Annotated in this window: 13 protein-coding genes; 9 read left to right on the forward strand and 4 right to left on the reverse strand. The window is 72.7% G+C overall.

Annotation, left to right across the window (positions count from 1 at the left end):
* The first annotated feature begins 162 nt into the window (after positions 1–162).
* The 3 genes from dnaJ to AB0I76_RS02540 all read left to right on the forward strand — a co-directional run bounded on the left by dnaJ (position 163) and on the right by AB0I76_RS02540 (position 2,163).
* The gene (gene dnaJ / locus AB0I76_RS02530) at positions 163–1,347 is read left to right on the forward strand and encodes a molecular chaperone DnaJ (protein ID WP_357028846.1); all 1,185 of its coding nucleotides are present in this window, start codon (positions 163–165) and stop codon (positions 1,345–1,347) included.
* Positions 1,348–1,393: 46 nt separating this feature from the next.
* Positions 1,394–1,834: a MerR family transcriptional regulator gene (locus tag AB0I76_RS02535; RefSeq protein WP_357028848.1), complete on the forward strand. Its 441-nt coding sequence runs from the start codon at positions 1,394–1,396 to the stop codon at positions 1,832–1,834.
* Between the two features lie 134 nt (positions 1,835–1,968).
* Entirely contained in the window at positions 1,969–2,163 is a 195-nt protein-coding gene (locus AB0I76_RS02540) for a hypothetical protein (RefSeq protein ID WP_357028851.1), read from the forward strand.
* 74 nt (positions 2,164–2,237) lie between these two features.
* On the opposite strand, the gene AB0I76_RS02545 is transcribed toward AB0I76_RS02540, so the two are convergent.
* The 4 genes from AB0I76_RS02545 to AB0I76_RS02560 form a co-directional block, all read right to left on the reverse strand.
* The gene (locus tag AB0I76_RS02545; protein ID WP_357028854.1) at positions 2,238–2,669 is read right to left on the reverse strand and encodes a hypothetical protein; all 432 of its coding nucleotides are present in this window, start codon (positions 2,667–2,669) and stop codon (positions 2,238–2,240) included.
* A 174-nt stretch (positions 2,670–2,843) separates the two neighbouring features.
* Complete coding sequence (locus AB0I76_RS02550) at positions 2,844–4,052, reverse strand: cation:proton antiporter (protein ID WP_357028857.1); 1,209 nt, start codon at positions 4,050–4,052, stop codon at positions 2,844–2,846.
* Between the two features lie 5 nt (positions 4,053–4,057).
* A complete protein-coding gene (locus AB0I76_RS02555; protein ID WP_357028860.1) occupies positions 4,058–4,558 on the reverse strand; it encodes a cation:proton antiporter regulatory subunit in 501 nt (166 codons plus the stop codon).
* Between the two features lie 98 nt (positions 4,559–4,656).
* A complete protein-coding gene (locus AB0I76_RS02560) occupies positions 4,657–5,793 on the reverse strand; it encodes an epoxide hydrolase family protein (RefSeq protein WP_357028863.1) in 1,137 nt (378 codons plus the stop codon).
* Positions 5,794–5,875: 82 nt separating this feature from the next.
* On the opposite strand from AB0I76_RS02560, the gene AB0I76_RS02565 reads away from it, so the two are divergent.
* The 6 genes from AB0I76_RS02565 to AB0I76_RS02590 all read left to right on the forward strand — a co-directional run bounded on the left by AB0I76_RS02565 (position 5,876) and on the right by AB0I76_RS02590 (position 11,442).
* Entirely contained in the window at positions 5,876–6,523 is a 648-nt protein-coding gene (locus tag AB0I76_RS02565) for a helix-turn-helix domain-containing protein (protein ID WP_357028866.1), read from the forward strand.
* A gap of 86 nt (positions 6,524–6,609) precedes the next feature.
* Positions 6,610–9,207 carry an ATP-dependent chaperone ClpB gene (clpB, locus tag AB0I76_RS02570; RefSeq protein ID WP_357028868.1) on the forward strand — a complete coding sequence of 866 codons (2,598 nt, stop codon included), beginning with the start codon at positions 6,610–6,612 and terminating at the stop codon, positions 9,205–9,207.
* Between the two features lie 142 nt (positions 9,208–9,349).
* Positions 9,350–9,733 carry a hypothetical protein gene (locus tag AB0I76_RS02575; RefSeq protein WP_357028872.1) on the forward strand — a complete coding sequence of 128 codons (384 nt, stop codon included), beginning with the start codon at positions 9,350–9,352 and terminating at the stop codon, positions 9,731–9,733.
* A 156-nt stretch (positions 9,734–9,889) separates the two neighbouring features.
* Positions 9,890–10,513: a DUF4178 domain-containing protein gene (locus AB0I76_RS02580; protein ID WP_357028875.1), complete on the forward strand. Its 624-nt coding sequence runs from the start codon at positions 9,890–9,892 to the stop codon at positions 10,511–10,513.
* Complete coding sequence (locus tag AB0I76_RS02585) at positions 10,514–11,020, forward strand: DUF2617 family protein (protein WP_357028879.1); 507 nt, start codon at positions 10,514–10,516, stop codon at positions 11,018–11,020. It begins immediately after the preceding gene.
* Complete coding sequence (locus AB0I76_RS02590; protein ID WP_357028882.1) at positions 11,017–11,442, forward strand: DUF4247 domain-containing protein; 426 nt, start codon at positions 11,017–11,019, stop codon at positions 11,440–11,442. The genes AB0I76_RS02585 and AB0I76_RS02590 overlap by 4 nt, the downstream gene beginning before the upstream one ends.
* Positions 11,443–11,481 lie beyond the last annotated feature (39 nt).

Genomic DNA, 11,481 nt, shown 5'->3' on the forward strand with positions numbered 1-11,481 from the left:
CCCGGCCCGGTACTGCTCGGCCCGCACTTCGAGGGGGGTACCGACCCGCCCGGGCGCTGGTCGCGGCCCCCCCCCCCCCGCCCGGCCCCCCCCCCCGCCCGCCCCCCCCCCCCCCCCCGGGCGGGCGGGACGACCGGTCAACGGTGGGAAGGGGGTGGACCGGTGAGTTCCAAGGACTGGATCGAGAAGGACTACTACGCCGCTCTGGGCGTGCCGAAGGCGGCTTCCGCGGACGAGATCAAGAAGGCGTACCGGAAGGTCGCGCGGGAGTCGCACCCGGACCACAACCCCGGCGACCCGAAGGCGGAGGAGCGCTTCAAGACGGTCTCCGAGGCGTACGCGGTGCTCGGCGACGAGACCAAGCGCCGCGAGTACGACGAGATGCGCTCGCTCTTCGGCTCCGGCGCGTTCCGGCGCAACGCCCGTGCCGGCGGGCAGCCCGGCGGCGCGCCGTTCGACGTCTCCGACCTGTTCGGCGGTGCGGCGGCCGGCGGTGACCGCCGGTTCGGCGGTGCGGGCTTCCAGGACCTGTTCAGTTCGATCTTCTCGGGCGGTGGGGCCGGTGGCGCCGCCGCCCCGCGCGGACCGGCCCGCGGCCGGGACGTCGAGACCGAGGTGGCGCTGGACTTCCACGACGCCGTACGCGGGGTGACCCTCCCGCTGACGCTGCGGGCGCCCGGCGTCTGCGACACCTGCCACGGCGACGGGGCGAAGCCCGGCACCCAGCCGCGCACCTGCCCGGTGTGCCACGGTGCCGGGGTGACGACCCGCAACCAGGGGTCGTTCAGCTTCTCCGAGCCCTGCCGCAACTGCCAGGGCGTCGGCACCGTGGTCGAGGAGAAGTGCCCGGAGTGCCAGGGCACCGGCGGGGTCACCAAGACCCGCACCCTGAACGTGCGCTTCCCGGCCGGGGTGGCCGACGGCCAGCGGATCCGGCTGGCCGGGCGTGGTGAGCCGGGTGCGCGCGGCGGTACGGCGGGTGACCTGTTCGTGCAGGTCAAGGTACGCCCCGATGAGCTGTTCGGGCGGTCCGGCGACGACCTCACGCTGACCGTGCCGATCACCTTCGCCGAGGCGGTGCTCGGCACCGACCTGCGAGTGCCCACCCTCGACGGCGCGGTGACCCTCCGGGTGCCGCCGGGCACCCCGAGCGGTCGGATCCTGCGGGCGCGCGGCAAGGGTGTGGTGCGCCGGGATGGTCAGGCGGGGGACCTGCTGGTCACCCTCGACGTGGTGGTGCCGGCGACGGTGTCGGCGGAGGCGCGTGCGGCGCTGGAGACCTTCGCCGACCAGACGCCACCGGCGGCGCGGGAACATCTCGATGCGCGACTGCGTCGATCCAGTTGATTCGGTTTTTCGGTGGACCCGGTGCGAGGCGCGGAGGTGAGCGGGGATGTCGGACGAGTTCGTCGGTACGGGTGACCCGGCCTACGAGGCCAAGGTGCTGATGATTTCGGTCGCGGCGCGGATGGCGGGGATGCACCCGCAGACACTGCGCCAGTACGACCGGCTTGGCCTGGTGCAGGCCGGCCGGGCGGCCGGTGGCGGACGCCGGTACAGCGTCCGCGACGTGGTGCTGCTGCGCGAGGTGCAGCGGCTCAGTCAGGACGACGGCATCAACCTCGCCGGCGTCAAGCGGATCATCGGTCTGGAGCGGCTGCTGGAGCAGGCGCAGCAGCGGGTGGCCCGGCTGGAGGCGGAGCTGGACGCCGCGTACCGCCGGATCGCCGAGCTGGAGGCGGTGGCCCGCTTCCCGGGCAGTGACCTGGTGCCCACCAACCGCACCTCCACCGCGCTGGTGGTCTGGCGCCCCCGCCGGGGTCCCGGCCGCTGACCCGGTCCCGCCGCGGCCTCGCCGGCCCGGTCCGCTCGCCGGTTCACCGGCGCGGGCCGGGCCGGTTCCGTTAGGGTCCTGATTGAGGTCGGAACGACTCAATTCGGACCTACCGCCATGGCGAGGGGGAGCCCGTGACGGAAGCAGCGAAGAAGGCGGCCGAACAGACCGAGAAGCGCCTGGAAAAGGTGGCGGAGACCGCGCGGGAGCGGTTCGACAAGGTCGCCAAGGGGCGTTTCCGCGACAAGATCACCGAAGGACGCTTCGCCGATCAGGTCGACCACGGCGTCGACCAGGGCCGCGACGAGAGTCGCCGCAAGCAGGGTTGACCGGCAGTACCGGCCGACCGACGAACGGGCCGGGACCCACGGGGGGTCCCGGCCCGTTCGTCAATCCGGGGGGCTCAGGCCAGGCGGCGGTTTTCGCGGACCAGGCCGCCCTCGCACCAGTCCCGGTAGACGAAGAGGTCGGGGCGGGCGAGCAGAACCCGGCTGTTGTGGGCCCAGGTCCGCATCAGGTCGTCGCCGTCCCGCTCGGCCTGCTCGACGAGCTTCCGGAAGCGCCGCTTGGGGTGGGCGCGGAAGTTCGTCCGGATGCCGTCGGCGGCGTAGATGTAGAGGCAGTGCAGCGCGAACCGGCGGGCCGGGCAGGCGGGATCGATCGCCAGGTCGAAGAGGGTCAGCACCAGGCGGTCACCCGAGACGAGGAGGTCCCAGTCCGGTGGCATGGACGCCAATGGCACCGAGTCGGGTTGGTACGCCCAGGCCCGCAACTCCGCCGGAGATGGGTCGACGGGGTTGGCGAAGCCGTGGAACGCTGACTCCTGCACGCTCACCGGCCAACCTTCCGCTCTCGCCCAGCAGGGGCACCGGCACCCCGCGAACCGTGGCTGCTGGGGCGACACGGTAACGCGCGGGGTGTGAGCTGCGGTAGCCCCCGGGGGAGCAATTCGGTAACCGTTGGCCGGGTCGGGCCCACCGTACGGTGGACCCGGCCGCCGGTCCGCTGATCAGTCGGTGGCGGTCGCGGCCTGGCGGGCCCGCTCGGCCAGCGCCCGGCGCCGCAGCCACCCCTTGAACCAGGCCAGGTCCGGCACCCGGGCCAGCATCGGCCCGGTCACCACCGTGATCAGCACGTACGCCGTGGCGAGTGCGGCCAGGCGCGGCTCCACGCTGCCGGCGGTCACCGCGAGCCCGGCGATGACGATGGAGAACTCCCCACGCGGCACCAGCGCGAGACCGGCGCGCCAACGGCCGGGCTCGGCGATGCCGACCCGCCGGGCGGCCAGGTACCCGGTGAGCGTCTTCGTGGCCATGGTGATAAGAGCCAGCGCGAGCGCCGGCAGCAGCACCGGCGGAATGTCCCGCGGGTCGGTGACCAGCCCGAAGAAGAGGAAGAACACGGCGGCGAACAGGTCGCGCAGCGGGGTGAGCAACTCCGTGGCGTGGTGCGCCACCGGCCCGGACAGCGCGATGCCGACCAGGAACGCGCCGACCGCCGCCGAGACCTGGAGCTTCGCGGCCACACCCGCGACCAGCAGGGTCATCCCGAGCACCCCGAGGAGCAGGGCCTCCGGGTCGCGGGCGGACATCACCGACGAGATGACGTTGCCGTAGCGGATCGCCACCACGAGCACGATCAGCACGGTGGCGACCGCGACGGCGAGCGCGATCCCGCCCCCGATCAGGCCGGTGCCGGCCAGGACGGCGGTCAGCAGCGGCAGGTAGAGGGCCATCGCCAGGTCCTCGATGACCAGCACCGACAGCACCACCGGGGTCTCCCGGTTACCGAGCCGGCCCAGGTCGGCAAGCACCTTGGCGATGACGCCGGAGGAGGAGACCCAGGTGATGCCGGCCAGCACCAGCGCGGCCACCCAGTCCCACCCGAGGAGCAGGGCGAACGCGGCTCCGGGCAGGGCGTTGAGTACGCCGTCGATCAGGCCGGCCGGTGCGGCGGCGCGGAGGTTGCCGACGAGTTCGCTGGCCGAGTACTCCAGGCCGAGCATGACCAGCAGGAGGATCACGCCGATCTCGGCGCCGATCGCGAAGAACTCCTCGCTGGCCTTGAACTCCAGCAGGCCGCCGTGGCCGAAGACCAGCCCGGCCAGCAGGTAGAGCGGAATGGGCGAGAGGCCGATGCGGCGGCTGAGCCGGCCCAGCAGGCCGAGCAGGAACAGCAGCGCGCCGACCTCGATGAGCAGCGTGGTGGTCTCGTGCATCCGCCTCAGCCGTCCGGGTCACTGTCGGCGAGGATGGCGGTCACCCCGTCGAGACCCTGCCGGGTCCCGACGACGACCACCACGTCACCGGCCGCGAAGCGGAAGGAGGGATCGGGCGAGACGATGACCTCGCCGTGGCGCAGGACCGCCACGATCGAGGCGCCCGTGCGGGTACGGGCCTTGGTGTCACCCAGCTTGCGGCCCACGTACTTCGAGCCGGCCGGGATGGCGACCTGCTCGGTGAGCAGACCGGCGGCCTGGTCCCGCAGCCCGGAGAGCTGGCCGAGCATCAGCGACGCGCCGAGGATGTCGGCGAGCGCCTCTGCCTCGTCGTCGGTCAGCGGGATGTCGTGCTGCCCCGCGTCGGGGTCGTCCGGGTCGTAGAGGACCAGGTCACGACGGCCGTTGCGGTGGGAGACCACCCCCAGCCGCCGTCCTGACTCCGTCATCAGATCGTGACGTACGCCGATTCCCGGTAGAGCAGTCTGTTCGACACGTACTCGCACATCGACAAGGCTACCGCTGATCGGCCCCGGGAGATCTTGGAGACGCTTCGGCGCCCAGCCGCCCCGGCAACGTCACCGGGGCGGCGCGGTCACGCGAGTCAGCCCAGGCCGGCGAAGAAGGCGCGGATGTCCCCGACCAACTCGCCGGTGGCCTCGTGCGCGGCGTAGTGGCCGCCGACGTCGCCGCGACCGTCGACGTCCTTCTCGAACGCCGTCCAGCGCACGATGTTGGCGTGGTCGCGCTCGGCGAAGCGGCGGATCGACTGGAAGTCGCCGGGGAACATGGCCAGCGCGGTCGGCACCGTGGTCGGGCCGGCGGGCTGCTCGTCGGCGTGCGCGTCCTCCCAGTAGAACCGCATGGCCGAGGCGGCGGTGCCGGTGAGCCAGTAGAGCGCGACGTTGGCCACCACGAACTCGTCGTCGAGGCTCTCGTCGAAGAGTTGCGCGTTCCACGCGAGCAGGCCGACCGGCGAGTCGGCCAGCGCGAACGCCAGGGTCTGCGGCTGCTGGCTGTGTACCTGGTTGAAGGAGAACTTGTTCTCGTAGAACCACTGGAGGTGCTTCAGCGCCGCCTGGTCGGCCTCGGAGAGGTCGGCGAACTCGGCCGGGTCGCCGGACGGGAACGAGAACAGCTGGGTCACGTGCACGCCGAGCACGTGCTCGGGGTCGATCCGGCCCAGCTCGGGCGAGATGAGGGAGCCGCCGTCGTTGCCGACCGCGCCGTAGCGCTCGTACCCCAGCCGGCTCATCAGCTCGGCCCACGCGCGGGCGGTGCGGTAGCGGTTCCACCCGGTCTCGCCGGTCGGGCCGGAGAAGCCGAAACCCGGGATCGACGGGATGACCAGATGGAACGCCGGCGCCGCGGGGTCGGTCGGCTCGGTGAGCGGGCCGACCACGTCCAGGTACTCCAGCACCGACCCGGGCCAGCCGTGGGTGAGCACCAGCGCGGTGGCGTCCGGCCGGGACGACCGGACGTGCAGGAAGTGCACCCGCTGGCCGTCGATCTCCGTGACGAACTGCGGGTGGGCGTTCAGCCGCGCCTCGACCGCCCGCCAGTCGAACGTTTCCCGCCAGTAGGTGGCCAGGCCGCCGACCCGGTCGGTGGTCATCCCGTACGCGCCGCCCACGCCGGGCAGCTCGCCGGGCCAGATGGTCCGGCGCAGCCGGTCGGCCAGGTCGTCCAGGGCGGCCTGCGGGACCTCGACGCGGAAGGGGCGGATGTCGGTGCCGGTCATGGCTACTCCTTTAGAACGGAACGCTTCGTTCCGTTTCAACATAGCAGAGCGGAACGATCCGTTCCACTGCTAATCTGGACCCATGCCCAACCCGACCGGAGCGACCGCCGCACCCCTGGCCGGCCGACGCGCGCAGGCCGCCCGCAACGACGCGGTGATCCTGGAGGCCGCGCGCGCGGTCTTCCTCGACGATCCGAAGGCGCCGATCGCCGCCGTCGCCGAACGCGCCGGCGTCGGCATCAGCGCCCTCTACCGGCGGTACGCGGGCAAGGAGGACCTGCTCCGCCGGCTCTGCCACGACGGGCTGGGCCGGTATGTCGCCCAGGCCGAGGCGGCGCTCGCCGAGCCGGACGGTTGGCAGGGCTTCGGCGCTTTCCTGGAGCGCGTGGTCGACGCCGACGTGCACTCGCTCACCGTCCACCTGGCCGGCACCTTCACCCCGACCGAGGAGATGGGCCGGGACGCGCTGCGCGCCAACGAACTGACCGTCGCGCTGGTCGAACGGGCCCACGCGACCGGGCGGCTGCGGCCGGACGTGGTGGCCGAGGACGTCGGGCTGCTGTTGGAAGGGTGCGCCGCGCTGCGCGTACCGGATCCGGAGCGGACCCGGGAGTTGCGCCGCCGCCACCTGGCGGTGCTGCTGGCCGGCCTGGCCGTGACCGACCCGCCACTGCCCGGTCCGCCGCCGGCGGCCGGCGAGTTCGACTGGCGCTGGCGACGCGAGGAGTGACTCAGCTCACATAGCCAAGGTTGAGCGGAATAGGCTCAACTCTGGTGGTGTCCCCATGAGTGGACACGCCGATTCCGGGGGAGCCCATGAACACGGAACGCCTCACCACCAAGAGCCGCGAGACCATCACCGGTGCCGTCGCGCAGGCGAACCAGCGCGGACACGCCACCGTGGAACCCTGGCACCTGCTGCTGGCACTGCTGGACACCGAGGGATCGACCGCCGCCGCCCTGCTGCGCGCCGTCGGGGCCGACCCCGCCGACCTGCGCCGGGTGGCCCAGCGCTCGGTCGACGCCCTGCCCGCCGCGCGGGGCTCCAGCATCGCCGAGCCCACCCTCGCCCGCGAGTTCGTCAACGCCATCGGCGCCGCCGAGCAGATCGCCCGGCCGCTGGGTGACGAGTACACCTCCACCGAGCACCTGCTGGCCGGCCTGGCCCGGGTGGGCGGTGCGGTCTCCGGCGCGCTGAAGAACGCGGGCGCGACCGAGGAGAACCTGGTCGCCGCCTTCCCGACCGTCCGGGGCGGCGACCGCCGGGTCACCACCGCCGACCCGGAGCAGACCTACCAGGCCCTCGCGAAGTACGGCGTCGATCTGACCGCCAGCGCGCGCGACGGCAAGATCGACCCGGTCATCGGCCGGGACTCGGAGATCCGCCGAGTGATCCAGGTGCTGTCCCGGCGGACGAAGAACAACCCGGTGCTCATCGGTGAGCCCGGCGTCGGCAAGACCGCCATCGTCGAGGGCCTCGCCCAGCGGATCGTGGCCGGCGACGTGCCCGAGTCGCTCCGGGACAAGAAGCTGGTCTCGCTCGACCTGGGCGCGATGGTCGCGGGCGCGTCGTACCGGGGTCAGTTCGAGGAGCGGCTGAAGTCCGTCCTGGAGGAGATCAAGAACTCCGACGGGCAGGTCATCACCTTCCTCGACGAGCTGCACACCGTGGTCGGCGCGGGCAAGGGCGAGGGCTCGATGGACGCCGGCAACATGTTGAAGCCGATGCTGGCCCGCGGTGAGCTGCGGATGGTCGGCGCGACCACGCTGGACGAGTACCGCGAGCACATCGAGAAGGACCCGGCCCTGGAGCGGCGCTTCCAGCCGGTGCTGGTCGGTGAGCCGACCATCGAGGACACCATCGGCATCCTGCGGGGCCTCAAGGAGCGCTACGAGGTGCACCACGGTGTCCGCATCACCGACGCCGCCCTGGTCGCCGCCGCCTCCCTGTCCGACCGGTACATCACCGACCGGTTCCTGCCGGACAAGGCGATCGACCTGGTCGACGAGTCCGCGTCCCGGCTCCGCATGGAGATCGACTCGCGGCCGGTCGAGGTGGACGAGATCGAGCGGGCGGTGCGCCGGCTGGAGATCGAGGAGATGGCGCTGGCCAAGGAGCCGGACGCCGCCTCCGCCGAGCGCCTCGAACGGCTGCGCAAGGAACTGGCCGACAAGCGCGAGCAGCTCACCGCGCTGTCCGAGCGCTGGCAGCTGGAGAAGAGCCACATCACCAAGCTCTCCACCGCCAAGGAGGAGCTGGAGCGCCTGGGCGGCGAGGCCGAGCGGGCCGAGCGCGACGGCGAGCTGGAGCGTGCCGCCGAGCTGCGGTACGGCCGCATCCCCGCCCTGAAGGGCGACCTGGCGACGGCGGAGGAGGAGCTGGCCCGGCTCCAGGCCGACGGCGCGATGCTCAAGGAGGAGGTCGGCGCGGACGACATCGCCGCCGTCGTCGCCTCCTGGACCGGCATCCCCGCCGGTCGCCTGCTGGAGGGCGAGACCGCCAAGCTGCTCCGGATGGAGGAGTCGCTGCGGGGCCGCGTGGTCGGCCAGTCCGAGGCGGTGGGCGCGGTCTCCGACGCGGTCCGCCGGGCGCGGGCCGGCGTCGCCGACCCGGACCGTCCGACCGGCAGTTTCCTCTTCCTCGGCCCGACCGGTGTCGGCAAGACCGAGCTGGCCAAGGCCCTCGCCGAGTTCCTCTTCGACGACGAGCGGGCCATGGTCCGCATCGACATGAGCGAGTACGGCGAGAAGCACTCCGTTGCCCGCCTGGTCGGTGCCCCGCCCGGGTACATCGGGTACGAGGAGGGCGGCCAGCTCACCGAGGCGGTGCGCCGCCGGCCGTACTCGGTGATCCTGCTGGACGAGGTGGAGAAGGCCCACCCGGACGTCTTCGACGTGCTGCTCCAGGTGCTCGACGACGGCCGGCTCACCGACGGTCAGGGTCGTACGGTCGACTTCCGCAACGCGATCCTGATCCTCACCTCCAACCTCGGGTCGTCGGTGATCAGCGACCTGACGCTGGCCGAGGAGCAGCGCCGGGAGGGCGTCCTGGCGGTGGTCCGGTCGCACTTCAAGCCGGAGTTCCTCAACCGCCTCGACGACATCGTGGTCTTCGCCGCACTGCGCGGTGACGACCTGCGGGCCATCGTGGACATCCAACTGGAGCGCATGCGCCGACGGCTCGCCGACCGGCGCCTGGGCCTGGAGATCACCGACTCCGCCCGCACCTGGCTGGCCGAGCACGGGTACGACCCGATCTACGGTGCCCGACCGCTGCGCCGCCTGGTCCAGTCCGCCATCGGTGACCAGCTCGCGAGGGCCCTCCTGTCCGGCACGATCCGCGACGGCGACACGGTCCACGTCGACCTGGCCGACTCCAAGGACGCCCTGCTGGTCCGCCCCGCCCGCCCCTGACCCGAACCCCGGCCCGAACCCCGGCCCGGCCCCCGGCCCGTCCCGCGTTGATCAAGAGTTTGCGTCAGGGAAACCGCGTGCGATGACGCAAACCTCTTGATCGACAGGGTGGGAGGCGGGGTGACGGGGAAGGAGACAGGGCATGTTCGGGATCGGTGGGAAGAAGAAGGACCGGCAGTTGGACGCGGACCTCGACGAGCTGGCGCGGGCGGAGACGCTGGCGTTCGGCGGGGTGGGGATCGCCGGCACGCTGCTGCCGGTGACCGAGGCGTACCGGCGGGTGGAGGCGGCGCTCGCCGACCACCCCGAGGAGGTGCACGAGCGGATCGACCGGGTGCTCGACGAGGGCACCCCGGCGGGAAAGGTGTACGCGGCCACGCTGCTCGATCGCCTGGACCCGGCCGCCGGTCGCCGCGCCTGGGAGACGCTGCGCGAGGACACGGCCGAGTTCGGCACCTTCACCGGCTGCGTCATGGGCCGCACGACACTCCGCGAGTACGCCACCGACCGCCACTCGGAGGCGTGACCCTCTCGTCCCCGGGGGGACGCCGACCGGGGAGGAGCCGTCCGAGCCCTCCGGTCCGGTGACGCTCGGTCGCGGACCGATGACTCCGCGAGGGCCGGTTTCCCGAGGTGCGCGTAGTTGTTACCGTCTCCGCCGACGTACCTGGGGAGGTTGTCGGTGAGCGAGTCGGTGGCGTACCTGTTGGCAGCGATGGGCTGCCTGGTCGCGGTGGCGGGCGTGGCGGTCGCCGTGGTGGCCGTGAGCCGGTCCCGGTCCCGGGCGACCGCCGCCAAGGGGCCGGGGGACCCCTTGCGGGACCGGGACTCCGACGCGCTGCGCGGCGACCCGCGCCGGCTGAAGCCCGGCGACATCGTCGAGATCCGCGGTGTGTCGTACGCGGTGCGCGGCACCATCCGCCTGGTCGAGGGCGGGTGGAGCTGGGCCGAGCACCTCCTCGACGACACCGGGGGTGTCCGCCGTTGGCTGTCCGTCGAGGAGGACCCGGAGCTGGAACTGGTGCTCTGGGCGGCCGAGCCGGGCGCGACGGTGACCCCGGGCGCGCCCACCATCGACTTCGACGGCCGCCGCTACACCTGGGACGAGACCGGCCAGGCCCGGTACACGTCGACCGGCACCACCGGCCTTGACCCGAGCGGCACGATGCGCTACCACGACTACCAGGCGCCCGGCGGCGCGCGGCTGTCCTTCGAGGCGTACGGCGAGGCGGGCTGGGAGGTGGCGCGGGGCGAGACGCTGCTCCGGGCCGAGGTCATGATCTACCCGCAGGCCGAGGTGGGCTGAGTGCTCGTCACCCTGCACACCCCGTACGTCGACACCAGCGCCGCCGAGCTGAGTCTCGCCCTCGACGACGTCGAGCGTCCCGCGCTGCACGTCCTCGACCTCGACCTGCCCGGCGCCGTGCGGCTGCGGCTGCGTCTGCTCGGCGCCTCGCACCAGGTCGTGGTGCGCGCGGCCGGCAGCAGGCTGACCGAGACGGTGGCCTGCCTGCCCGGCCGCAACCCCACGCTCCCGGAGACGCTGCACGACGAGCACGCCGGCTACCGGTTCACCGCCACCGTCCTGCGGCCCGCCGGCCACGGGCTGCGGGACCGGGTGGCCGCGCTCCGGGCCGACCTGGCCGACGACCCGTACGCGCTGGTCGGGGTCTTTCCCGGTGACGTCGACGCGGTGACCGCGCTCTCGGTGCGCCCCGACCCGCCCGACGGCGCCCTCCGCTGGCGTACCTGGCACGCGTACCCGCAGACCAACGAGCTCGTCCTGACCGAAACGGTGGTGGCACTTCGATGACGTACCGACGCTGGTTCGTGGTGGGGGTGGTGTTCGCGGTCATCGGCGCGCTGGTCGCCGCGTTCGCCATCTTCTACGGCAACTTCTCGCCGCGCGGCTTCGTCGAGGACCGGTACACCCGGGCGGCGGCCCGGGACATCGGCAGCCAGGCGGTCGCCTACACGTCGTCGCGCCGGCCGAGCCAGGTGGCCAGGGAGATCACCGACGCCTGGAAGCCGGCCGACCAGTACGTCGACGGCAGTGGCGTCTACCTGCGGTACGACGACGACTCGGTGGTGATCCTGCCGGTCGCCGCCGGTTCGCTGATCCTCCTGGAAGGACTGACCACCGCCTACCCGCGCTACCACTCCACGGTCGGCAACCACTGGGGCTGGGGCCGGGGGAACACCGTCCGGGGCGGCGGCCCCGGCAGCGGCAAGTAGCTACGACACCCCTGAAGACCGACCACATCCCTGGAGCAC

The sequence above is a fragment of the Micromonospora sp. NPDC049799 genome, assembly GCF_040656655.1.
Taxonomy (GTDB): Bacteria; Actinomycetota; Actinomycetes; order Mycobacteriales; family Micromonosporaceae; genus Micromonospora.

Coding starts and splice junctions, on each gene's coding strand:
- AB0I76_RS02575 (WP_357028872.1), top strand. CDS start 9,350: ATGTTCGGGATCGGTGGGAAGAAGAAGGACCGGCAGTTGGACGCGGAC.
- AB0I76_RS02560 (WP_357028863.1), bottom strand. CDS start 5,793: ATGACCGGCACCGACATCCGCCCCTTCCGCGTCGAGGTCCCGCAGGCC.
- clpB (WP_357028868.1), top strand. CDS start 6,610: ATGAACACGGAACGCCTCACCACCAAGAGCCGCGAGACCATCACCGGT.
- AB0I76_RS02535 (WP_357028848.1), top strand. CDS start 1,394: ATGTCGGACGAGTTCGTCGGTACGGGTGACCCGGCCTACGAGGCCAAG.
- AB0I76_RS02565 (WP_357028866.1), top strand. CDS start 5,876: ATGCCCAACCCGACCGGAGCGACCGCCGCACCCCTGGCCGGCCGACGC.
- AB0I76_RS02550 (WP_357028857.1), bottom strand. CDS start 4,052: ATGCACGAGACCACCACGCTGCTCATCGAGGTCGGCGCGCTGCTGTTC.
- AB0I76_RS02590 (WP_357028882.1), top strand. CDS start 11,017: ATGACGTACCGACGCTGGTTCGTGGTGGGGGTGGTGTTCGCGGTCATC.